Annotated in this window: 17 protein-coding genes and 8 tRNA genes; 17 read left to right on the forward strand and 8 right to left on the reverse strand. The window is 57.7% G+C overall.

Annotation, left to right across the window (positions count from 1 at the left end; genetic code table 11):
• Nucleotides 1-35 precede the first annotated feature (35 nt).
• On the reverse strand, nt 36-248 hold the full coding sequence (locus tag ACPW75_RS14330; protein WP_077095973.1) for a helix-turn-helix transcriptional regulator: 213 nt from the start codon (nt 246-248) through the stop codon (nt 36-38).
• Nucleotides 249-741: 493 nt separating this feature from the next.
• On the opposite strand from ACPW75_RS14330, the gene ACPW75_RS14335 reads away from it, so the two are divergent.
• The 8 genes from ACPW75_RS14335 to ACPW75_RS14370 all read left to right on the forward strand — a co-directional run bounded on the left by ACPW75_RS14335 (nt 742) and on the right by ACPW75_RS14370 (nt 1,678).
• Nucleotides 742-818: transfer RNA gene (locus ACPW75_RS14335), tRNA-Met, on the forward strand.
• A gap of 8 nt (nt 819-826) precedes the next feature.
• Nucleotides 827-901, forward strand: a tRNA-Gln gene (locus tag ACPW75_RS14340).
• A 146-nt stretch (nt 902-1,047) separates the two neighbouring features.
• Nucleotides 1,048-1,122 (forward strand) — tRNA-Gln (locus tag ACPW75_RS14345).
• A gap of 41 nt (nt 1,123-1,163) precedes the next feature.
• Nucleotides 1,164-1,238, forward strand: a tRNA-Gln gene (locus tag ACPW75_RS14350).
• Nucleotides 1,239-1,276: 38 nt separating this feature from the next.
• Nucleotides 1,277-1,353 (forward strand) — tRNA-Met (locus ACPW75_RS14355).
• Nucleotides 1,354-1,398: 45 nt separating this feature from the next.
• Nucleotides 1,399-1,473 (forward strand) — tRNA-Gln (locus tag ACPW75_RS14360).
• A gap of 36 nt (nt 1,474-1,509) precedes the next feature.
• Nucleotides 1,510-1,586: transfer RNA gene (locus ACPW75_RS14365), tRNA-Met, on the forward strand.
• Between the two features lie 8 nt (nt 1,587-1,594).
• Nucleotides 1,595-1,678 (forward strand) — tRNA-Leu (locus ACPW75_RS14370).
• A 242-nt stretch (nt 1,679-1,920) separates the two neighbouring features.
• Here the strand turns inward: ACPW75_RS14370 and ACPW75_RS14375 are convergent.
• Nucleotides 1,921-3,753 (reverse strand): SLC13 family permease, encoded by a 1,833-nt coding sequence (locus ACPW75_RS14375; RefSeq protein ID WP_252410853.1) that lies wholly within the window; start codon nt 3,751-3,753, stop codon nt 1,921-1,923.
• Nucleotides 3,754-4,015: 262 nt separating this feature from the next.
• Here ACPW75_RS14375 and pnuC point away from each other — a divergent pair, with 262 nt between their 5' ends.
• The 8 genes from pnuC to nifJ all read left to right on the forward strand — a co-directional run bounded on the left by pnuC (nt 4,016) and on the right by nifJ (nt 15,167).
• Entirely contained in the window at nt 4,016-4,738 is a 723-nt protein-coding gene (pnuC, locus tag ACPW75_RS14380) for a nicotinamide riboside transporter PnuC (protein ID WP_077095974.1), read from the forward strand.
• Nucleotides 4,735-5,460 carry a nucleoside phosphorylase gene (locus ACPW75_RS14385; protein ID WP_077095975.1) on the forward strand — a complete coding sequence of 242 codons (726 nt, stop codon included), beginning with the start codon at nt 4,735-4,737 and terminating at the stop codon, nt 5,458-5,460. Before pnuC ends, ACPW75_RS14385 begins: the two co-directional genes overlap by 4 nt.
• A 127-nt stretch (nt 5,461-5,587) precedes the next feature.
• Complete coding sequence (locus tag ACPW75_RS14390) at nt 5,588-6,259, forward strand: Crp/Fnr family transcriptional regulator (protein WP_179101388.1); 672 nt, start codon at nt 5,588-5,590, stop codon at nt 6,257-6,259.
• A 43-nt stretch (nt 6,260-6,302) separates the two neighbouring features.
• Nucleotides 6,303-6,620, forward strand: a complete 318-nt coding sequence (gene yqfB, locus ACPW75_RS14395) for a N(4)-acetylcytidine aminohydrolase (RefSeq protein WP_425904319.1) — start codon at nt 6,303-6,305, stop codon at nt 6,618-6,620.
• A 67-nt stretch (nt 6,621-6,687) separates the two neighbouring features.
• Nucleotides 6,688-7,089: a DUF1622 domain-containing protein gene (locus ACPW75_RS14400; protein WP_024941888.1), complete on the forward strand. Its 402-nt coding sequence runs from the start codon at nt 6,688-6,690 to the stop codon at nt 7,087-7,089.
• Between the two features lie 199 nt (nt 7,090-7,288).
• Nucleotides 7,289-8,929: an alpha-glucosidase gene (locus ACPW75_RS14405; RefSeq protein ID WP_077095979.1), complete on the forward strand. Its 1,641-nt coding sequence runs from the start codon at nt 7,289-7,291 to the stop codon at nt 8,927-8,929.
• Nucleotides 8,930-9,353: 424 nt separating this feature from the next.
• Nucleotides 9,354-11,144 (forward strand): hypothetical protein, encoded by a 1,791-nt coding sequence (locus tag ACPW75_RS14410; RefSeq protein WP_077095980.1) that lies wholly within the window; start codon nt 9,354-9,356, stop codon nt 11,142-11,144.
• 486 nt (nt 11,145-11,630) lie between these two features.
• Nucleotides 11,631-15,167, forward strand: a complete 3,537-nt coding sequence (gene nifJ / locus ACPW75_RS14415; protein ID WP_425904320.1) for a pyruvate:ferredoxin (flavodoxin) oxidoreductase — start codon at nt 11,631-11,633, stop codon at nt 15,165-15,167.
• A gap of 67 nt (nt 15,168-15,234) precedes the next feature.
• Here nifJ and ACPW75_RS14420 read toward each other — a convergent pair whose 3' ends face one another.
• A complete protein-coding gene (locus ACPW75_RS14420; RefSeq protein WP_024945923.1) occupies nt 15,235-16,599 on the reverse strand; it encodes an MDR family MFS transporter in 1,365 nt (454 codons plus the stop codon).
• Between the two features lie 177 nt (nt 16,600-16,776).
• On the opposite strand from ACPW75_RS14420, the gene ACPW75_RS14425 reads away from it, so the two are divergent.
• On the forward strand, nt 16,777-17,373 hold the full coding sequence (locus ACPW75_RS14425; RefSeq protein WP_024945922.1) for an HAD family hydrolase: 597 nt from the start codon (nt 16,777-16,779) through the stop codon (nt 17,371-17,373).
• A gap of 478 nt (nt 17,374-17,851) precedes the next feature.
• Here ACPW75_RS14425 and ACPW75_RS14430 read toward each other — a convergent pair whose 3' ends face one another.
• The 5 genes from ACPW75_RS14430 to ACPW75_RS14450 form a co-directional block, all read right to left on the reverse strand.
• Nucleotides 17,852-18,202, reverse strand: a complete 351-nt coding sequence (locus tag ACPW75_RS14430; RefSeq protein WP_077095982.1) for a hypothetical protein — start codon at nt 18,200-18,202, stop codon at nt 17,852-17,854.
• Between the two features lie 299 nt (nt 18,203-18,501).
• Complete coding sequence (locus tag ACPW75_RS14435; protein WP_143238974.1) at nt 18,502-19,137, reverse strand: hypothetical protein; 636 nt, start codon at nt 19,135-19,137, stop codon at nt 18,502-18,504.
• Between the two features lie 496 nt (nt 19,138-19,633).
• Nucleotides 19,634-20,293 carry a hypothetical protein gene (locus tag ACPW75_RS14440; protein WP_143238975.1) on the reverse strand — a complete coding sequence of 220 codons (660 nt, stop codon included), beginning with the start codon at nt 20,291-20,293 and terminating at the stop codon, nt 19,634-19,636.
• Between the two features lie 545 nt (nt 20,294-20,838).
• Nucleotides 20,839-21,705 (reverse strand): leucine-rich repeat domain-containing protein, encoded by an 867-nt coding sequence (locus ACPW75_RS14445; protein WP_143238976.1) that lies wholly within the window; start codon nt 21,703-21,705, stop codon nt 20,839-20,841.
• A gap of 230 nt (nt 21,706-21,935) precedes the next feature.
• Entirely contained in the window at nt 21,936-22,358 is a 423-nt protein-coding gene (locus tag ACPW75_RS14450) for an ABC transporter ATP-binding protein (protein ID WP_077095984.1), read from the reverse strand.
• Nucleotides 22,359-22,398 lie beyond the last annotated feature (40 nt).

Consider the following 22,398-nt stretch of genomic DNA (forward strand, 5'->3'; position numbering starts at 1 on the left):
AGCTCCCCAAACCTTGGCCTGCGTAATTGCAGTACTCAGGGGGAAACAAGGGTTTTGCTAGTAGTGCGAGCAGCAGAAGCCTTCTGCCCAAGCCATGCATCAAGCTCATGCTCCAACCATCCCACAACCCGCTTGTTTATTTGAATAGATTTAGGGAACGTCGGATCATCACGGGTGATTCGCCAGAGCGTTACATCATTGATGCCGCCAAGCTTTTCACACACAGCCTTGCGGCGTAAAATTTTCATAGCCTTTCCCTTCCTACATATTGAAAGTCGATGCAGGAAGTTTCAGATGGCAGACCAGTAGTGGTCACGGATTCCCAACCGCTAATTTTTGCAGCCCAAAATCCGAATCGGGTCATACATGGGATTCAGCACTGCTTTAATCATCGACTAAAGCAGTAGCCACAAAAGTGTATATAAAAGTGACTACAAACCAACAGCAATGATGACAACCCCTTTTATCATAAGACTTCGACGCCACATTTACCGTTCAACGTCTAATCCCATGAGAGGCCAGCATTTGCTGGCCTCTTTTTTAACTGGCCAAGGCTCGTATCTGCTGGCAAATGTCGTAAAAAAAACCAGATTGTTGGGCTTTTGCACGACAGCGACCAATAACTCGCCAAACGCACCCAAATTCGGTTTTTCAAACAAAAAAAGGGTTGACGCCCCAGAGCCAGATACGCATAATTCGGCCCGCACAGTGACGAGGCAACGAGGCACTGGAAGCAAGGTTGGCTATGTAGCTCAGTTGGTTAGAGCATCGCACTCATAATGCGGGGGTCACAGGTTCGAATCCCGTCATAGCCACCATCTCTAGTTGGGGTATCGCCAAGCGGTAAGGCAGCGGGTTTTGATCTCGCCATCCCTAGGTTCGAATCCTAGTACCCCAGCCATTATTTCAGTTGTCGACATTTAGATGTCGGTGACAGGTCAAGGGAAGCAGTGATGGGTGTTGAGCTCGTCAATGTGCCCAGGTTCAAATCCTGGTATCCCGGCCATTTTTCAAAGATGTTTGATAGACTCTGTCAGGCATCGCTGTTGGGGCATCGCCAAGCGGTAAGGCAGCGGGTTTTGATCTCGCCATACCTAGGTTCGAATCCTAGTGCCCCAGCCATTTTTAAAAGATGTTTGATAGTCTCTGTCAGGCATCGCTGTTGGGGTATCGCCAAGCGGTAAGGCAGCGGGTTTTGATCTCGCCATCCCTAGGTTCGAATCCTAGTACCCCAGCCATTATTGTGTTCTCTTCCACACCGTGGTTGACAACAAACGGCTATGTAGCTCAGTTGGTTAGAGCATCGCACTCATAATGCGGGGGTCACAGGTTCGAATCCCGTCATAGCCACCATTTTTAAAAACGTTCCTTCAATCATCTGATTGCAAAGAACACTGTTGGGGCATCGCCAAGCGGTAAGGCAGCGGGTTTTGATCTCGCCATACCTAGGTTCGAATCCTAGTGCCCCAGCCATTTTTGCTTGTATTCGACGCGAGTCGTGCACAAGACGGCTATGTAGCTCAGTTGGTTAGAGCATCGCACTCATAATGCGGGGGTCACAGGTTCGAATCCCGTCATAGCCACCATTACTCCTGCGGAAGTGGCGAAATTGGTAGACGCACCAGATTTAGGTTCTGGCGCCCTAGGCGTGAGAGTTCGAGTCTCTCCTTCCGCACCATCAAAAGCAGTACCAAACAGACCAGCTCAGGCTGGTTTTTTTGTATCCGGCGTTTGCCGTTCTCCTTCCCCTCTCCATCTCATCGCACGCCGGCAACCCCTGCCATGTATCAACGGCTGCGTCTTGTGCTCTCCTCTACGACGGCGCTGATGCCCGGCTCCCGCTTTATTCATCCCTCTTCATGTCAGAGTACTACGGGCAATAAAAAGGCGGCCCGCAGGCCGCCATGTCGTTTGCTGTCGTCAGAACGGGAAGAACCAGGGAATGGTGATGACGCTCACCACCATCACCAGCAGGGTGAAGGGCACGCCGATACGCACGAAGTCCACGAACCGGTAGTTGCCGGGGCCCAGCACCAGGGTGTTGACCGGCGAGGAGACGGGCGTCATGAAGGCCGCCGAGGCAGCGATGGCGATGGTCATGGCGAACGGATAGGGGGAGATCCCCATCTGCTGCGCCGTGCCCAGCGCAATCGGCGCCATCAGCACCGCCGTCGCGGTGTTGGAGATGAACAGCCCTATGATGGCGCACAGGGCGAACAGACTGGCCAACATCACCCGCGGCCCCATATCCCCTACCGCCGAGATCAGCGCGCCGACGATCAGATCCACCCCGCCGGTCTTTTGCAGCGCCAGCGCGAACGGCAGCATGCCGACGATGAGGATCAGGGTCGGCCAGTGGATGGACTTGTAGGCGCTCTCCATGTCGATACAGCGGAATTTGCCCATCAGCAGGCAGGCGATCAGCGCCGCGATCACGTTGGGCACCGGATCGGTCACCATCAGGGCGATCATCACGCCGAGGCAGATGAGGGCGTGAATGGCCTGGCTGCGGGCCGGCGCCATCTCGTCCACCTCGGCCGGCAACCCCAGCAGCAGGAAGTCGCGGCTGTGGGTCTGCAGCAGGCGGATCAGGCTCCAGTTGCCCACCACCAGCAGGGTATCCCCCAGTTGCAGCGCCTCGTCCACCAGCTTGCCGCCAAGCGCCTCGCCAGCGCGGCGAATGCCCACCACGTTGAGGCCGTAGTGGGAGCGAAACGCCACCTCGCGGATGCTCTTGCCGAGCAGGCGGGATTCGGGGATGAGCGACACCTCCGCCATGCCCACCTCCCGCGCCTGATCAGAAAAATATTCGCCGCGCAGGATCATGGGCTCGAGTCGTGCCTCGCTGCAGAACTCACGCACGTCCACCTCGGGGTCGGACATGTCGATGAGCAGCACATCCTTGGCCTGGAACTCGGTCACCCCGGAGACGGTGACCATCACCCGCCGAAACTTGCGCCAGCGCTCCACCCCGATGACGTTGGCGCCGTAGCGGGCCCGCAGTTGCAGCTCGTCCAGAGTCTGGCCGATCAGCGGTGAATCGGGCCGGATCGCCAACCGGCGCGCCCGGCCAGCCAGCCGGTAGTCGCGAATGAGATCGCGCATGGTGCTGCGCCCGATCTGCTTGCTCTTGCCCTCCTCCCCGTCACGCACCAGGGAAGTGCGCATCAGCAGCATGTAGAGGATCCCCATCCCCAGGATGATGACCCCCATGGGGGTGAAGCCGAAGAAGCCGAAGCCGTGGATGTTGTGGCGCATCAGCTCGCTGTTGACCACCATGTTGGGCGGCGTCGCCACCAGCGTCATCATGCCGCTGATGAGGCCGGCAAAGCCGAGCGGCATCATCAGCCGGCCGGCCGGGATCCCCATCCGGTTCGCCACGCTCAACACCACCGGGATGAAGATGGCCACCACCCCGGTGCTGCTCATCACGGCCCCCAGCAGGGCGACCGCCACCATCAGCAGCACCAGCAGGCGAGTCTCGCTGCTGCCGGCCACCTTCACCAGCGCATCCCCCACCTGATAGGCGATGCCGGTGCGCACCAGCCCCTCCCCCACCACGAACAGGGCTGCAATCAGGATGACGTTGGGATCGCTGAACCCCGCCAGCGCCTCCGGCAGGGTCAGGGTGCCGCTCAGCACGAACAATATGATGATCAGCAGGGCAACCACGTCCATGCGGACCTTGTTGCTCATAAACAGATAAATGGCGCCCACCAGCATGCAGAGGACCCAGACCAACTCGGAATTCACACTTGCTCCTTTTGTTCAGCTCCACCCCGGCCGGAGCGGATTCCATCAGACCACAGCTCATTTCTCCCCGATTTGTTACATATCAATAAAGGGGCAGGGCATCATCGCATATCAGGGCGCCATCGGGGGCCTAAAGTTGCCCCTGCTGTTTCTCCATTCTTTGAGGTGGCTCGGCCCGGGTCGGACAAAAGTCCTGCCAGCCTCCCCCCGTCGCCCCTAGAATAGGCCCGGTTAACGCCCCCAATTTTCAAAGGAAACGAAAATGAGCATATTCGAGTGGTTCAGCATCAATCACACCCTGGTGACCATACCGCTGGGCGGTGGTTACGCCATGTCGTGGATTGAAGCCGTCGGCACCCTGTTCGGGCTGGCCTGCATCTGGTGCGCCAGTCAGGAGAAGACCATCAACTACCTGTTCGGACTCATCAACGTCAGCCTGTTCGCCATCATCTTCTTCCAGATCCAGCTCTACGGCCTGTTGCTGCTGCAGCTGTTCTTCTTCTGCGCCAACCTCTATGGCTGGTACGCCTGGACCCGGCCGGCCAACGCCCAGGGGGACACCCTGCAGATCCGCTGGCTCAGCAAGTCCAAGCTCATCGCCACCGCCGCCGTGAGCGTGCTGGCCATCGCCCTGCTGACCCGCTACATCGACCCGGTGTTCGCCGCCCTGGCCCGTACCTCGGTCGCCCTGCTCAACCTGTTTGGCGCCAATCTCGCCACTCCTGAGCCCTCCCCCGATGCCTTCCCCTTCTGGGATGCCAGCATGACGGTGCTCTCCGTGGTAGCCCAGATCCTGATGACCCGCAAGTACGTGGAGAACTGGATCCTCTGGGTGGTCATCAACATCATCAGCATCGGCGTCTATGCCGCTCAGGGGGTCTATGCCATGTCCCTTGAGTACCTGATCCTGCTGTTCATCGCCGCCAACGGCACTCGCCTGTGGATGGTCAGCGCCAAGCGCCCGCAACAGGAAGCGATCGTATGAGCCTGCTGCCCCATCTGCAATGCCGCCCGGACCAGATCGCCGAACGGGTGGTGCTGTGCGGCGACCCGGCCCGGGTTGACCGTATCGCCGGCCAGCTCGACGAGTGTGACGTGCTGGGCCAGCACCGGGAGTTTCGCCTGATCAACGGCCGCTACCGGGGGCTGCCCGTCACTGTGTGCAGCACCGGCATCGGCGGCGCCTCCGCCGTCATCGCGCTGGAGGAGCTGGTGCAGGCGGGCGCCCGCTCGCTCATCCGGGTCGGCTCCGCCGGCGCCCTGCAGCATGAGGTCGCGCTGGGGGATCTCATCGTGGTGGAGGGAGCGGTGCGCAGCGAAGGCGCCTCGCTGGCCTACCTGCCCCCCGAGTACCCCGCCTGCGCCGACATCCGCCTGCAGGCCTCCCTGCTCGCCCATCTCGGCGCCAGCGGCCAGCCTCACTGGCACGGTCTGGTGCGCTCCCACGACAGCTTCTACCGGGATGACGAGCAGGAAGTCTGTCGCTACTGGCACCAGCGCGGGGTGCTCGGGGCGGACATGGAGACCGCCTCCCTGCTCGCCGTGGGACGCCTGCGCAAGGTGCGGGTAGCCGCCGTGCTCTGCAACGTGGTGGCCTTCGAGCAGGACGTGCAAGCGGGGGTGAGCGACTACGCAGCCAGCGAAGCCGCCATGATGACCGGCGAGCGGCTGGCCATCGCCGCCGCCCTCCACGCCCTGACGCAATAGACCGGGTCTGTCGGGGCCGCAACGGCCCCGGCAAAACGTTAAGCCCGGCACATTCAGAGGCGCCAAAGCTGGCATCCAGCCTGCGCTCTTGCTAGCCTCATGGCCCTCGTCAAGCCGGGCCTTCACCATGCAGCAACAACCCTATCCGCTCGGTCGCTTTCACGCCGAGCTTGCCGCACTCGAACCGCGCTTTGCCGCGGCGCTGGCAGACTGCACCCTGTTTTCGCGCCGCTATCTGCCCGGTGACCCCATCATGCGCCAAGGGGAGTTGTGCGAGCAGCTCTATCTGGTGGCCCAGGGCCGGATTTCCCTCAATAGCGCGGTCCACTCAGGGCGGTTGTTTCAGCTCGGCGAGATTGAGTGCCACCAGCAGATCTTCGGCGAGATGGAGTTCTTCAGCGCCACCCCGGTGCAGTGGAGCGTGGTGGCCGAGACCGAGCTGGACGCCGCCGTCATCTGCGCCGACAAGCTGGCCAAACGGCTGCTGGCCGAGCCCGAGCTGACCCTCTTCTTCGCCGCGGCGCTTGCCAGCGACTATCTGGATACCCTGGACATCACCACCAGCCGGCTGCTGCACCCCATCGCCTACAACATCGCCTTCGAGCTGTGGCGCGAGCGCCAGCGCACCCCCATGCTCGGCTCGCGCAAGCGGGCCCACGAGGCGGCGCGCTTCGGTACCACCGAGCGGGTCTATCGGCGCGCCCTCAAGGAGCTGATCGAACAGGGCATAGTCGCCGACGGCAGCGACGGCCCGGTCATCGCCGATCTGGCCAGGCTGCGCGCCTACCTCGACCTTTGATTTCCATTCACCCCATTTCGATTCACCCTGTCAGGAGAGTGCCATGTCTACCTATCCCGAGTTCACCTTCTTCAGCCGCTTCGTCGCCGACATCCAGGCCGGCCGCAAGACCATCACCATCCGCGACGAGAACGAGGCCAACTGGCAACCCGGCCAGCGTCTGGCGCTGTTCACCAACCCGGAGCACCAGCCCTTTGGCACCATAGAGGTGCTCTCGGTCAAGGCGGTCGCCTTCGATGAGCTCAATGACGAACACGCCCGCCAGGAGAACATGACCCTCCCCGAGCTCAAGCAGGTGATCCGCGACATCTACCCCGCACTGCCGCCACTCTATGTCATTGAATTCAAACTGCTTGCCTGAGCCGGATTTGGTCTTTGCCGAGCGATGTGTTAATAGTGTCCTCTTTTGAATCAGAGAGGTGACCCGAGTGTTTGAGATAGCGAGCCTGCGAGAGGGCATGATGCACGGGGTCGAGCTGTTCCAGCTGCTGCTGGAGATCATCTCCATCGCCTGCGTGGTGATTGGGCTGGGCAAGACCCTCTGGCTGGCGGCGCGGGTGCGGGATCACGAGCCCGGCTTTCCCCATATCCGGCTCTGTTTCGGCAGCTGGCTCATTCTGGCGCTGGAGTTCCAGCTCGCGGCCGACATCCTGGCTACCACGGTGGCGCCGAGCAAGGAGGAGCTGATCCGCCTCGCCATCATCGCGGTGATCCGCACCTTCCTGAACTACTTCCTCGGCAAGGAGCTGGAAGCCCAGACCGAGCGCCAGCAAGACAAGGCAGAGCGCCAGCAGGAGCAGCGCAGCGAGCAGGCCAAGGCGGCCCAGTAGCCAGTTTCCTTGCACTGCATCAGCAAGAAGTGCCAGCCATCCCGACCACCGCCGTGGCTCGGGATGGCCCAGTTGTGACCCTCCCCTCACTTTTGGCAATCAGCCAACTATGGAACCCTTTTCAAGCCTTTCCCCGCTCTGTCGAGGGCCCGCGCATCTGCGTAAGATAAACCATCACGTCCCCCAACCGGCCCAGCTGATGAACCCGCGACCTCTCCACACACCCGACATCGACCTCGATAGTTGTGTTATCTACCAGATCTATCCCATGAGCTTTCAGGACAGCGATGGCGACGGCATGGGCGACATCAACGGCATTCGTCAGCGTCTCGGTTATCTGGCCACCCTGGGGGTCGATATGCTGTGGCTCACCCCCCTCTATCGCTCCCCCAAGCGGGACAACGGTTACGACGTGGCGGACTACCGCGCCATCGACCCCGCCTTCGGCACCCTGGCCGAGATGGAGCAGCTGGTAGCCGACGCGGCCGCTCACGGCATCGGCATCATGATGGATATCGTCGCCAACCACACCTCCACCGAGCATGAGTGGTTTGTGCAGGCGCTGGCCGGCGATCCCCGCTATCAGGGCTATTACGTGTTTCGCGATCAGGCCTTCGTCGATGCCCACCCCATTACCTCGATTTTTGGCGGCAGCGGCTGGCAGTATGTACCGGCGCTTGATCGCTACTACCTGCACAACTTCGATGCGAGTCAGGCCGATCTGGACTGGGACAACTCGGCGGTGCGCGCCGAAATGGCACAGGTGATCAACTTCTGGCTGGGTAAGGGAATCAAGGGATTTCGCTTCGATGTGATCGACATGGTGAGCAAGGATTGGGGAAGACTTGCCATGAGCAACGGCCCGCGCCTGCACGACTATATCCGCGAGCTCAATGCCGAGAGCTTCGGCGGCCAGGAGATCATCACCGTGGGGGAGACCTGGGGAGCGGACCTTGCCCATATGCAGAACTATTCGAACCCCGATGGCAGCGAGTTCAGCATGGTGTTCAACTTCGAGCATCTGGGGCTCGGCAGTGACAAGTGGACCTCCCGCTTCGACCCCCTCGCCTTCAAACGGGCCATGGCCCGCCACCAGCAGGGGCTGCACGGGCGGGGCTGGAACAGCCTGTTTCTCGGCAACCACGACCTGCCCCGCGCCGTCTCCCGCTTTGGCGATGACAGCCCTAAGTGGCGTGAAACCAGCGCCAAGCTGTGGGCCATGGTGCTGCAGCTGATGCAGGGCACTCCCTTCATCTATCAGGGGGAGGAGCTGGCCATGACCAACCGCCACTGGCAGCCGGACGAACTGCGCGATGTGGAGGCGATCAACTACCGCGCCAGCCAGGCGGGACTGGCGCCTGCCGAGCTGAGTCGGCGGCTCGATGCCATCGGCCGCGACAACGCCCGCACCCCGATGCAGTGGGACGCCGGCCCCCACGCCGGATTCAGCACCACCACGCCCTGGATTGCCCTCAACGCCAACCACGTCGAGATAAACGCCGCCGAGCAGCTGGCCCGCCCCGACTCGCCGTTTCACTGCTATCGCCAGCTCATCGCCCTGCGCAAGGCTTACCCTGTCGTTCGCCACGGCGGTTTCGAGCTACTGGATGGGGACGACCCAGAACGCATCAGCTATCGCCGCCGCTGGCAGGATCCGGCAAGCGCAGAGCGGCACACCCTGCTGCTGCTCGCCAACCTCACCGAGCACCCCCTGATCATGCCGCACTTTGATCAGGTGGAGGCAGGTGCCACCCTGCTGATGAGCAACTACCCGGGGCAACCCGCCGCCACCTTTGCCCCCTATCAGGCGGCCGCCTGGCTGCTGCGAGCAAGGGAGTAACGGGCAGCGCTATCCCTCGCTCTATCCCTCGCGCCATCCTCCGCCACGGGAGGCGGCCCCTGCCCCCCGATGATTCCCCTCCCCTGGGCGGTCGATACGCCCCGGTGATTTACTCACTTAAAAACTTCGCATTTTCAGGCCCGCACCGCCTTGCCAGGCAATATCCAACCACGGCTCGCTATCGACAATTGAAATAGTTCAACACCCTGTTTTTATTGGCAATAACTGCCATCAAAAACGACGTTTTTATCATCAAGCGGCGATATTAAGCGCTGTTTAGTCAGGGTTAAAAGTCAATTCAGATTTGCGCCCTTGTGGTTCTTCGCCGGCTCCTTATGGTTTCCATCCGAAGCGTGCGGCACGGCGCCGCACGCCGACGTTCAGGCTCGCGGGCACTCTCCCGCCATAACAACAGGAAATCATCATGCGCAAAACCGGCGTGGCACTCGCCCTCTCCACCCTCTTCTGGTTCCACTCGGCCATGGCGGCCCCTCTGATCTTCCCGGACGATCCGACCCTCACCGACGGCCAGCACTCCCCCGCCCTCTCTCGCAGTTTCCAGCTGGCTCAGGACGATCTGGGCAACCGGATCCACCAGCTCCACCTGCCCCTCCAGACCGAACCGGAACTGGTGGCCGAGCTGGAGCAGATCGGCAGGGAACAGGGGTTCTCGGTCAGCACCCACGCTGACATGTACACCTGGACCGAGGACAACATGTGGCTGTCGCGCGATGGCGCCCTCATCTTCCGCCCCCGGGCACCGCTGGCCAACAAGGGGCGCTACCACGCCTTCGTCACCGCCCTGACCGAGCAGAGCCCGGAGGCCGAGCAGGAGGGGCACCACAGCCTCGGCAGCCAGGATTCCCAGGGGCTGGATGATTACATGCTCTCCCAGGCCAACACCTTCGCCGAGGCGCAGGGGCGCGAGCTCATCCCCACCTTCTCCATCATCGATGGCGGCAACATGCTGACCGGCCAGCGAGCCGACGGCACCCCCTATGCCCTGATCGGCCGCGATGCCCTGCTGCAGACCACCCTGCACCACAGCCGGCTGGACAGTGAGCGTATTGCCGCTCTGCAGGAGAAGATGGAGCGCGACGGCGAGTTTCGGCTGCAACTCAGCGAAGAGGAGTGGCTGGGCAGACCCAATACCTTCCAAAAGGGCCATGACACCGAGGTGGACCTCATACTGCTGGAGGCGGCCAACCTGCTGCCGCAAGGGCTGGATGAGCCGCAGCGCCACGCCTTTGCCAAGACCGCGCGCGCCAAGGCCGAGCTCGCCAAGTACGAAGTGGACGGGTCAACCCGGGAAGCGGCGGAGCAGCGGATGTTTCTGAGCCCGCAGCAAGGGGAGCGGATTGCCGAGCGCTATCGCGCCATCCATGGCCAACCGCTGCCGGCCTCCTTCGATCTGCTGACCCGCCTCAAGCAGGAGTACGCCAGCCTGGTGGTAACCGCCGAGCTTCACTCCGAGTTCAATGATGAGCAGATAGCCCAGGCACTGCCGACGCTGGCGGCTGATGCTGCCACCCTGGCCCGGCTGGGTCACATGTTGCAGGCCGGTGGCTACCAGCGAACAGGGCTGACTGGCGCCGAGCAAGATCATCAGACCCGCCGCTTCCTCGCCATGATGGCCATCAGCCAGCGCCTGATGGCGCAGGAGCTCAAGGTGGCCGAACGGGATCTGGTGATCCTGGCCCAGCCCGGTTTCCACCTCGACATGGCCATGCGCCCGCTGGCCGACGGTCGCATCTTGCTGAACGATCACGGGGCCAGTGCAGCGCTGATCGAACAGGTGCTGGCCGAGGACGGCAGCCTCAGCGAGAGCGAGCGGCAAGCACTTCGCCAGAGCGTGACCGACCTGCGTCAGCAGAGCGAGCGCTGGCACAAGATCCACGCCCTCATCCGCCAGCAGTTGAGCGATGCCGGCCTGACCCCCATCGCCACCCCTGGCGTGTTCAGCGTGGGCAAGCGGCCGGTGAACTGGATGAACGGCATCATGGGCACCCGCCAGCAGCCCTTCTACATCACCAATGCCACCAGCATCGCCCCCCTCAATCAGGCATTCGCCGCCTGGCTGCAACGCGAGGTAGCCGGGCTCACCCCCTATTTCGTGGGACAGGCTGCCAGCAACCGACGAGACGACTTGAACCAGGCGGAAGCCCTGCTGCGCGGCAGCGGCGGGCTGGACTGCATCACCCTGCACCACGAGTAGGGCAAACCCCTCTCACGGGCCGGCATCGCATCAGGCCGGTCCATTTCCCAACGCCAGATCCAAGGGAAATAGTGGTGGCAGAGAGCCGCCAAGATGATTCAAAAGGGCTCCTTCGGGAGCCTTTTTTTGATACCGGTAAGCGTTACCCTCCGCACCATGACCCTGTCATCCCGGCCATGAAACACTCTCGCATCGCCCGACGGCGCAAATTTATTTGCTGCTTGATTATTTATTGACGGGGCCGGATCGACCCGTTTTGCGCCCGATCCAGTTAATCGAATTACCCTCAACAACCATCCCGCCCGCCCCTCTGCCGGCTTGTCCCCGTCATCGGCCGTGAGCCGCCATCCCGCGCCGCCGCTGCCTTCGGCCTGATTATTTATCCCGTTTGTTCCGCGTTAATTTCCACTCTTACTATGACGACGACCTATCCATGGCCGGCTGATCGCAGCGGTCATTCAAACTGGCATAGCAAGTGGGCAATTCATGATCACCACAGACGGAAACAACGCGGTCGCCTCGGTGGCCTACCGTACCAGCGAAGTCATCGCCATCTACCCCATCACCCCCAGCTCCAGCATGGCGGAGCAGGCGTCGGCCTGGTCGAGCGAGCGGGGCCTGAACCTGTGGGGCGACGTGCCACGCGTGGTCGAGATGCAGTCGGAGGGCGGCGCCATCGCCGCCGTCCACGGCGCGCTGCAGACCGGGGCGCTGGCGACCTCGTTTACCTCGTCCCAGGGCCTGCTGCTGATGATCCCCAACCTCTACAAGTTGGCGGGCCAGCTCATTCCCTTCGTACTCCATGTGGCGGCGCGCACCGTGGCGACCCATGCCCTGTCGATTTTCGGCGATCACTCGGACGTGATGGCGGTGCGCCAGACCGGTTGCGCCCTGCTCTGCGCCAGCAATGTGCAAGAAGCCCAGGACTTTGCCCTGATCGCCCAGGTGGCCAGCCTCAACAGCCGACTGCCCTTCATCCACTTCTTCGACGGCTTTCGCACCTCCCACGAGATCGCCAAGATAGTGCCGCTCGATGACGACACCCTGCGCGCCCTGCTGCCCGCCGAGGCGATCCGTGCCCATCGGGAGCGGGCGCTGACCCCCGACAAGCCGGTCATTCGCGGCACCGCCGCCAACCCGGACACCTATTTCCAGTGCCGGGAGGCCACCAACCCCTGGTATGACGATGGGTATCGCCATGTGAGCGAGGCGATGAACGCCTTCGGTGAGCGCACCGGCCGCCACTACCGGCCGTTCGAATACGTGGGTCACCCAGAGGCCGAGCGAGTGCTGGTACTGATGGGGTCCGCCATCGGCACCTGCGAGGAGGTGATCACGCAGCTGATTGCACAGGGCGAGAAGGTGGGGCTGGTGAAGGTACGGCTCTACCGCCCCTTCTCGGCCGCGCACCTGCTGGCGGTCATTCCAGAGAGCGCCCGCAAGATTGCGGTACTGGATCGCACCAAGGAGCCGGGCGCCCTGGCCGAGCCGCTCTATCTGGACGTGATGAGTGCGCTGGCCGAGGCGGTCAGCCGAGGGGATCGTGCCAGCCTGCCGCGGGTCATTGGCGGGCGCTACGGCCTCTCCTCCAAGGAGTTCAACCCGGCCTGCGTGCAGGCCATCTTCGATGAGCTGGCGCTGGATAACCCACGGCCGCGCTTCACCGTCGGCATCTTCGACGACGTCACCGGCCTCTCCCTGCCGCTGCCGACGTTGGATCCCGGCATTGGCAACCAGCACAAGCTGGAGGCACTGTTCTACGGCCTTGGCAGCGACGGCACCGTGTCGGCGGCCAAGAACAGCATCAAGATCCTCGGCAACCACACCGACCTCTACCCCCAGGGCTACTTCGTCTACGACTCCAAGAAGGCGGGCGGCCTCACCGTCTCCCACCTGCGGGTCGGCGAGCGGCCGCTGCAGTCGGCCTACCTGGTGGACGAGGCGGACTTCATCGGCTGCCACCAGTGGCAGTTCATCGACATGTACCAGATGGCGGAGCGGCTGAGGCCCGACGGTATCTTCCTGCTGAACACCCCCTACGACGCCGATCAGATCTGGCAGCGGCTGCCCCAGGAGGTGCAACAGGCCCTGCTCCAGAAGCGTGCGCGCCTCTACACCATCAACGCCGCCAAAATTGCCCGCGAGTGCCAGCTCGGCAACCGCATCAATACCGTGATGCAGATGGCCTTCTTCCAGCTCACCGCCATCATACCGCCGGCAGAGGCGACCGAGCTGCTGCGCCAGACCATCGCATCGAGCTATGGCAGCAAGGGGCTGACGCTGGTGGAGCGCAACTGGCAGGCCCTGGCTGCCACCTGCGAGGCCCTCGTTCAGGTGCCGCTGCAGGCGCTTGACCCCGCCAGCCACCAGCGTCCCCCCGTGGTATCGACCAAGGCCCCCGACTTCGTGCAGACCGTCACCGCCGCCATGCTGGCGGGGCTGGGTGACAGCCTGCCGGTCTCCGCCTTCCCGCCGGACGGCACCTGGCCGGTGGGCACTACCCGCTGGGAGAAGCGCAACATCGCCAAGGAGGTGCCCATCTGGCAGGCAGACCTCTGCACCCAGTGCAACTACTGCGTGGCGGCCTGCCCCCACTCCGCCATCCGCGCCAAGGTGGTGGATAAGGAATCGCTGGAGGGTGCCCCCGCCACCCTGGATGCACTGGATGTGAAGGCCCGCGACATGCGCGGCCAGCAATACGTACTGCAGGTGGCGCCTGAGGATTGCACCGGCTGCAACCTCTGCGTCGAGGTGTGCCCGGCCAAGGATCGCACCGAGCCGAGCCGCAAGGCGATCAACATGGAGTCCAGGCTGGATCACCTCGAGGCCCAGAAGGCCAACTACGACTTCTTCCTGGACTTGCCCGAGCGCACGGCCGAGCAGCTGGAGCGCATCGACATCCGCACCTCCCAGCTCATCTCGCCGCTGCTTGAATACTCGGGTGCCTGCTCCGGCTGCGGCGAGACCCCTTACATCAAGCTGCTGACCCAGCTCTACGGGGACAGGCTGCTGATCGCCAACGCCACCGGCTGCTCCTCCATCTATGGCGGCAACCTGCCCAGCACCCCCTACACCACCAATGCGGACGGGCGCGGGCCGGCCTGGGCCAACTCCTTGTTCGAGGACAACGCCGAATTTGGCTTGGGCTTCCGGCTCACCGTGGATCAACATCGCGAGCGGGTACGCCGCCTGCTGGCGAGCCTGGGGGACGCCGTCCCGGCCGGGCTGCAACAGGGGCTGCAAGACACCAGCCTGCCGGTCTCCGAGCAGCGCGCCCATATCGAGCAACTGCGCGACCTGCTGCAGGGGCGCACCGACGCCGCGGCCCAGGAGCTGGCCCGTGATGCGGACTACCTGGTGGAGAAATCGGTCTGGCTCATCGGCGGCGACGGCTGGGCCTACGACATCGGCTACGGCGGGCTGGATCACGTACTGAGCCTGGGGGAGAACATCAATGTGCTGGTGCTCGACACCCAGTGCTACTCCAACACCGGCGGCCAGCAGTCCAAGGCCACCCCGCTCGGCGCCATCACCAAATTTGGCGAGCAGGGCAAGCGCAAGGGGCGCAAGGATCTTGGCGCCAACGTGATGATGTACGGTCATGTCTACGTGGCGCAGATCTCCCTCGGCGCCCAGATGAACCAGACGGTGAAGGCGATTCAGGAGGCCGAAGCCTACCCGGGTCCGTCGCTCATCATCGCCTACAGCCCCTGCGAGGAGCACGGCTACGATCTGGCCCAGAGCCACGAGCAGATGAAGCAGCTGACCGCCACCGGCTTCTGGCCGCTCTATCGCTACGACCCGCGCCGCAGCGAGGAGGGCAAGGCGCCGCTGGCACTGGACTCCCGGGCCCCCAGCGCATCGCTGGCCGAGACCCTGCAGCAGGAGCCCCGCTTCAAGCGCCTCGAGCGCCAGTTGCCGGAAATCGCCAGCCAGCTCTATCGGGAGGCGGAGCTGGACGCCAACCGCCGCTTCGCCTGGCTGAGCCAGCTGGCGGGCAAGGAGGCGCCAGCCCAGGAGTAGCAACGCAAACCCACCAACAAACAGGGCTCCCCATGGGGAGCCCTGTTGCTATGTCGCCGTGACGCCATCAGGCGTGGATGCTGGCCAGCTCGTGGCGTTTCAACGCCAGCAGGGTGATGAGCAGCGCGGCGGTGGCGATCAGCGCCATGCCGATATAGGTGGCGCTGAAACCGGGTGCCAGCTCGGCCGGACTCAGGCTGGCCAGATTGTGGCTGCTGCCCGCCGGCAGGGCGGAGTGAAACAGCACGGAGCAGATGGCCACCCCGACCGCACCACCCAACTCGCGGCCGAAGTTGAACAGCGACATGCCGATGCCGCGATCTTCCCGTGGCAGGGCGTTTTGCACCACCACCGACAGCGCCGGCAGCACCAGGCCCAGCCCCAATCCGGCAAACCCCAGTCCCAGTCTGGCCCAGACGTCGAAGTGGATTTGCCAGAGCGCCAGCGCCGACAGGGCGAACCCCACCACCACGAAGCGCCGGTAGTAGCCGGTGCGGCCGATCAGCTTGCCGCCGACGAAGGCCCCCGCCGTGATGCAGACCATGAAGATCACCATGTAGAGTCCGCTCTCGCTGGCCCCCATTCCCTTCTGCCACTGCATCTGCAGCGGCAGATAGACCAGCACGGCGAACATCAGCAGCTGCGAGGCCAGCGCCAGCAGCACGCTCACCAGATAACCGGGCAGCCGGGCCAGGTGGGCCGGCAGTATGGGATCGTGAGCCCGCCGCTCCACCAGGATCAGCAGCAGCAGGGCCAGCGCCAGTCCCGCCGCCAGCCAGATGGCGGGCAGGGCGGTCTCCGGCGAGAGCAGCAGCAGGCTCAGGGTGGTGACGGTGATCAGCAATGCCGCCCCCTTCCAGTCGAAGCGACTGTGGCGACGCACATTGAGGTGACCCAGGTTGCGGTTCACCAGCCAGAGCGCGAGCGCCCCGAGCGGCAGGTTGATCCAGAAGATCCAGCGCCAGCTGAGCTGCTCGGTGAAGTAGCCGCCGAGCAGGGGCCCGGCGATGCTGGAGACTGCATAGACCGCCGAGATGTAGCCCTGATACTTGCCCACCTCCCGCGGCGGTATGCTGTCGGCGATGACGGTGAAGGCGAGCGCGATCAGGCCGCCGCCCCCCAAGCCTTGCAGCACGCGGGCCGCCAGCAGGGTCGGCAGATCCTGGGCCAGGCCGCAGGCCACGGAGCCGGCCAGAAACAGACCGATGCCGATGTTGAGCATGCGCACCCGGCCGAACATGTCGCTCAGCTTGCCGTAGATGGGCAGGGCGGCGGTGGCCGCCAGCAGGTAGGCGGTGACCACCCAGGTAAGGGCGGCGCCGGCGTTCAGCTCGGCCCCTATGATGGGCAAGGGGGTGGTGACTATGCTCTTTTCCAGTGAACCCAGGGCGATCACCAGGGCCACGCTCGAGAAGATGGTTTTTGGGGACATATGACGGGCTCGCTCATTTGAAAATGCCGGGATCTGCAACGCAGAACTTATTATTGTCTCATAAATCATCAGCCGATGGCCAAAACCGCCCCTGAGCGGCAAGCATGACCCCGGTCGCGGCATTGCCTCCTGCATTCTGATAGGCTGGCTGTTCACCCCCCAAGAGGAAGCAGTCCCATGTCCGAGCAGTTCCGGTTTGAGCAATACGATGCCCTGATTTTCGATATGGACGGCACCCTGGTCGACTCCATGCCCCTGCATCTGGATGCCTGGGAGGAGACCAGCGCCGAGTTCGGCCTGCCCTTCGATCGTGCCCAGCTCAATGAATTCGGCGGCATTCCCACCCGCAAGATAGTCGCCATCCTGGCCGAGCAGCATGGGCTGGATATCGATGTGGACGCCTTCACCCGGCGCAAGGTGGCACTCTATCTTGAGCATATCGACAAGGTCAGCGTGTTTCCCACCATGTGGGAGCTGGTCAAGCGCTGCCACGGCAAGGTCCCGATGGGCATAGGCACGGGTTCATCGCGCGAGCACGCCCTGCACATCCTGAAAAACACCGGTCTGGATGCCTATATCCCCGTGCTGGTCAGTGCCGATGACATCGACAACCACAAGCCCCACCCCGACACCTTCCTGAAAGTGGCCGAGCTGCTCGGCGCCAACCCGGCCAACTGCCTGGTGTTCGAAGATACCCAGATCGGCCTGCAGGCGGGCCGCGCCGCCGGGATGGAGACGGTGCTGGCGCTGGAGGGGGTGCTCTACCAGCGCTAGGCCACACTGCCCCTGCCACCAATGAAAACGCCTCCACAAAGGAGGCGCTTCTATATCTCGAACCATTGGCTGGATGTTCTCAAGGCCATGTGATGCGGATCACACCTAGACCTGTGCTCATTGTACCAATACAACTTTTATATAGGTCAATCGATATTTTTATTTAGGCTCCGCTTTCTCGATGATATACCATGCATCTGAACTGTCATGTCCAGGTAAGTCTTGCTCCCATCCTTCTAGCAGTATTAGTGGATTAGATAAAACAAACCTATCCAGACTAACTTTATCCATGACATAGTCACGATTAAAAAAGAACTTCACACCACCACACGCACTATGAAATGCGTCTAAATCTCTGGGACATAATGAGTATTTTCATGTTTATCAAACCAGATGACCTCAGAACTTTCCCTTACATTTTCGTCAGCCACTCGGAAAGCTGCTTCTCGTACTGAAAGGTTGACGCTTCATCATTCCATCACGAAATCCTATAATATCTAAACAGCTCTGCAAGCTTACCTTTTGAGTACTCCCCCCTCTGACCAAACTGACTTTCAATTACTTTCCTATTATCTACAAGAGCGTTCGGCACTTCAGTTGTTTGGCTTTTCCCTGCAAGATTAATAATTGTTTGCAATATTTCGCAAGCGGTAGACTCATCATCTTCCATGATTAAAAATTCGACAGTTTCACTTATAAAACAAAATGCTTCAGATGGACTCATTTTGCCGATGGCATCATCTCTAAACTTTTCAAAAAACCACTCATCTTCTATGGAATCTGAGCTCCAATGCTGAATAGCCTCATTCAGTGCATCACGATAAGACATAATCAATCCCTAATTTCGACACCACCCAAAACATCCTGACATTACATTCAAGAAGAGTTCTAACTTCTCCGAGATCATTATCTATACTTATGAACATATTAAAAATAAAAATATAAATCAATGCACTTCTACATACTCTCTTCAAAAAATCTCGACTACCCACACAGTCAAGATTTTAGATCTACCCATGTCTGTATAAAAATTTGCACATCAAATACCCACAAAGACGAAATTCGTCACCATACCTTTCTTATTTATTATATAAGCATCCTGCTGTCTCCCTTGCCTTCTTTATAACACTACGCAACTAACACCTTCACCAGCTCTGGCTTCCCTATTCCGACGAACCCTGACTCTGGATCATCAAAAGCACCAACCATTTTAAGAACTAGACCATTACTTTCAACAATCTCGTGCAATAACCTTGTATCTATCAATTCACTAGTATTCCACCCTCGGCATATTAATGCATGAATTTCAAACTCTTCTGGCACAGCAATAAGATAGGAACATGATTCCTCCTCCATCAAACTCACCACTGATTCAATTGACAACTCAGATAATTGAGCAGCACCAAATAACTTCAACTTTCTGTCTGATTCTACTAGTTCTTCCAAAAAGTGAGCTGCGTGGCTTATCTCTACCCCTCGTTCCTTTAATCTCTTAAAAAGTTTCTTGTGTCTTATAATCCGTGTATCACTTTGCCAAACTGAGTCACCAACAACACACCACAATTTAAATCTAGGTATTTTCTTTACAAGAATACTAAAAATAAATCTTAAAACTATAATTCGCGCTTCAAGGCGATTTCGAGAAGGTAGCTGCCATCGAACAGCAGCTACCTTCAAATTAACCATTTGAGAATTTTCACTGAGATTGTACGTTTCGTTTTCTTTTGAAACATCCATCGTGCTTACAACATTAATATTAGTCATCAATGTATTCACCAACCTCGTCATTCAAGTGGGCCATCTATTTTCATGATCGCCATGGGGCCTGTTCATGATCTCCAGTATTATCACTGATTTTACCGTTCTGATATTTATCTCAGGCCCAATATCTCATGTTGCAACGCACCTTCTTTGCAACCCCCGTCGCCTCTATGTATTGCTGACAACGTTAGCTGCACTCGCCGTTTATTCGGTAGCCTTGGTGTTGATGGAACCAATATGAAGGATCTTGGCTCCTGAATCCAGCCCTGGGAGAGGGAAGCTCTGCCGATACTACTCAAGGGCAGCGCCTCATACATCACGCTGAATGCTATACAGTCAGGCATCAACCAGATTTTCAACAACACCCAACCAACTCGACTACAGCTCCCAGCAATGGGGAATGGAGACATCTTGCCATTATCACAGTGATCTTTCTTTTCGTGAACTACTTAATTGATAACTATATCTACACAATCATCGCAACTCTTTGCAATGTCATTTAATCGGAGGTTACATATCCAACATCAAACAGACCTAATTCTTTTTTATCCTTTGATTGATACCGAACGGTCGTTTTGTCAACCCATCTAATATCACCAATACGAGCATTAAATATAAATTCATCCGGCTCTTCAGAGAAGAGATGTTCCTTAATAAGTGCTCTACCATCCTTATCTTTTATCACAATGAAGCAATTAAATATTTCTTCATCATGACTTACCACCAACTCAGCTGACATGTTTTTATTCCGACTCAATTTACTTTTAATAGTATATATATTGACGAAATTTTCTCGAATAACTCTCTCGTACGCTTCATGAAAGGGGCTCTTCGGCCATCCTTCCATATCGCACAATGAAATAAGTGAGCTATATAGTGCATCAAGAAGAAACCTTTTCTTGGCGATTATATTCAACCCCTCAAAATAGTCAAAATCGAACGTCTTATAATACTTAATCACTGAGCTACTTGACTCAGTGGTACCAACTCTTTCATCTGGCCCACAAAGTTTTACAACAACCCTATAAATACCATCTGTTTCTATAGGAACAAAGTTGCGCTCAAAATGGGCACACACACATCTGCTAAACAGCGTGAATTTTCGTGCCAAACCAAGTTCAAGTTTAAATGCCCACAAACTAAATTCTGTCAGTTTCATATTCATACAAACCTATATTGTTTGGCCTTTTTGATCTGGCAGTTCATACCCGGGTTGGCGTATGCCTTCTTCAAAGTGGATTTTTCCTTCCCTGGATATTGCTCCAAATTCAGTTGATGAGCCATCATCTTCAAGTTGAGAATTGACTCCATGGGAAGCACTACTTTCATTAAGTCACTGACCGCTGATGTCTTTCTTTTCACTATCGGTGTCCGTATCTTGAATCAGATAGAGAAACTGATTTTAAGTACTCATAGTCGCATCTCAGTGTACTTCTTTTCAACTCAGCTGGTTTCTCTTCCTTGACTGCAACACTAGTAGCCCCCCCCCAGCAAGCTGATACGAAGGCACCTTGCATCATCACGGTTATTCTTATTTTCCGAACAACGTCATTGACAAGGTATCTGATACCAGTTCGAGTGCTGGCAACATGCTCAGCAGATAATCGGCAAGATAAGATTGTGAGCAATCTTGACATACATAACTTTTCTGCCGGGTGTAGGCTACCCTCAAAAAATGCATAAATATCATTCATGATTGATAACTCAAGATAACACTTCCATCACCTTTTCTCGGGTATGGGTGTAGTGACGTTTATTAGCAAACCACATTTTCTTTAGTGTTGGAATATCCAATAAGGAAGTCAGATCTCCATCTTCAATGGTTGTGTCCCCTATAAAGGTGATACTCTCCAATGATTGGCTGTGTGCAAGTGGCCTCAAAGATTTAACTTTCCCACAGTCAATTAATACAATCTCTTTGAGGTTTTTTAGTTCACTCAGAATAGCTATATCATAAACTCTTTTACAGTTTTCAATTTCTACAATCTCTATCTGTTGACACTTATCTATGCCTGAAAGATCTTCTAGCTTAGGACACTCGGCCAAATCTAGAATAGATAACGAGCTAAGTTCTTCTATCCCTGACAATGATTTTATTTTTTTGGAGGTTAGTTGTAGACGTCTTAATAAAGGCATCCTATTAAGTTCTGTCAAGTTTTCTGACGGATAGTTAACAATATTTAGCAGATTCAATTCATCACAAGAGAAAATCGTCTTCGCTTTAGGCCTCCACAGCACCTTAAATACTTTTAATTCTTTTAGCTTGGAAAAGTCTGGGGCCTTCGTAAACTCACACTGTAATCCTAAATATTCAAGATTACTGATAGACTCTAATGGAGTGATATCCTTGACACCCCAAGAATAAATTTCAACACCAGAAAGACACGTCAAATCACTAATAAATGAAATGTCATTTCCACTCCAGCCAGCGGATTGACTTAAACGGAGTACTGAAATGTTTTCTTTATCGATTAAAGATTTAAAATCATCCGACCAAGGAGCTGTCAAGACAAGGCAACGTCCCATTCCATTTTCAACCTCATCGATAAAATACTTGTCATTATTTATCAAGGAATTAGTTCCTGTTTGGGCCAATGGGGACAACTTTTTTGATACGTTTTATAGAAATGGGCAAGCATACCACTCATGGTTCTTAATTCGATGTTCCTCCGCCTACTCTTCATCTATCTTCCAAGTAGAGCCCTGTAACATGAACATATTGATTGCAGCCTAGCCAACTTTTACACTTATCTTAATAACCATAGGCAACAAATGCTTATCGAAATATCAACTGACTCTAATCAATCATAATAGCCATTTTCAAAGACAATAATACTTTCAGCAGGTGATGACGTGTTGTCATCTACATCAGGAGCGTATGCACCTATGCCCAACACATGAGATGTTAGCGATTCAGACTCTACTTCTAGACCTTTGTCTTTATCTGAAAGATACTTTATCAAATCCTTGAAATGAATTTTTAGCAAGTCCATTTCTTCGAACTCTGGAACCGCTGGTTCAGTAAACTCTATCGCCTCCAAAACTCCAGAGGAGTTGTAATATGCGAACACGCCTAAATTCTCAAAGTAATCACATGGGAACACAGACTCCTCCGTTCTTTTAAAAGAATCAAATACTCCGCCTAATAATAATCTCACTTGTTCAGGAGTCATGCCAAACTTGATTTTTCCTGCCCCCACAAAGGGGATGATTAAAAATCTCATAAAATACCCTCAGTTAAAAATCAGTCATAGGCTATAGACA

It is taken from the genome of Aeromonas sp. FL131, assembly GCF_049860615.1.
GTDB classification, from domain to species: Bacteria; Pseudomonadota; Gammaproteobacteria; order Enterobacterales; family Aeromonadaceae; genus Aeromonas; species Aeromonas hydrophila.

Excerpts from the sequence above, each read along its gene's own strand:
- pnuC (WP_077095974.1), top strand. The coding sequence starts at position 4,016 with ATGAGCATATTCGAGTGGTTCAGCATCAATCACACCCTGGTGACCATA.
- ACPW75_RS14450 (WP_077095984.1), bottom strand. The coding sequence starts at position 22,358 with ATGAGATTTTTAATCATCCCCTTTGTGGGGGCAGGAAAAATCAAGTTT.
- nifJ (WP_425904320.1), top strand. The coding sequence starts at position 11,631 with ATGATCACCACAGACGGAAACAACGCGGTCGCCTCGGTGGCCTACCGT.
- ACPW75_RS14430 (WP_077095982.1), bottom strand. The coding sequence starts at position 18,202 with ATGTCTTATCGTGATGCACTGAATGAGGCTATTCAGCATTGGAGCTCA.
- ACPW75_RS14390 (WP_179101388.1), top strand. The coding sequence starts at position 5,588 with ATGCAGCAACAACCCTATCCGCTCGGTCGCTTTCACGCCGAGCTTGCC.
- ACPW75_RS14425 (WP_024945922.1), top strand. The coding sequence starts at position 16,777 with ATGTCCGAGCAGTTCCGGTTTGAGCAATACGATGCCCTGATTTTCGAT.
- ACPW75_RS14420 (WP_024945923.1), bottom strand. The coding sequence starts at position 16,599 with ATGTCCCCAAAAACCATCTTCTCGAGCGTGGCCCTGGTGATCGCCCTG.
- ACPW75_RS14410 (WP_077095980.1), top strand. The coding sequence starts at position 9,354 with ATGCGCAAAACCGGCGTGGCACTCGCCCTCTCCACCCTCTTCTGGTTC.
- ACPW75_RS14440 (WP_143238975.1), bottom strand. The coding sequence starts at position 20,293 with ATGAAACTGACAGAATTTAGTTTGTGGGCATTTAAACTTGAACTTGGT.
- ACPW75_RS14385 (WP_077095975.1), top strand. The coding sequence starts at position 4,735 with ATGAGCCTGCTGCCCCATCTGCAATGCCGCCCGGACCAGATCGCCGAA.
- ACPW75_RS14435 (WP_143238974.1), bottom strand. The coding sequence starts at position 19,137 with ATGACTAATATTAATGTTGTAAGCACGATGGATGTTTCAAAAGAAAAC.
- yqfB (WP_425904319.1), top strand. The coding sequence starts at position 6,303 with ATGTCTACCTATCCCGAGTTCACCTTCTTCAGCCGCTTCGTCGCCGAC.
- ACPW75_RS14405 (WP_077095979.1), top strand. The coding sequence starts at position 7,289 with ATGAACCCGCGACCTCTCCACACACCCGACATCGACCTCGATAGTTGT.
- ACPW75_RS14330 (WP_077095973.1), bottom strand. The coding sequence starts at position 248 with ATGAAAATTTTACGCCGCAAGGCTGTGTGTGAAAAGCTTGGCGGCATC.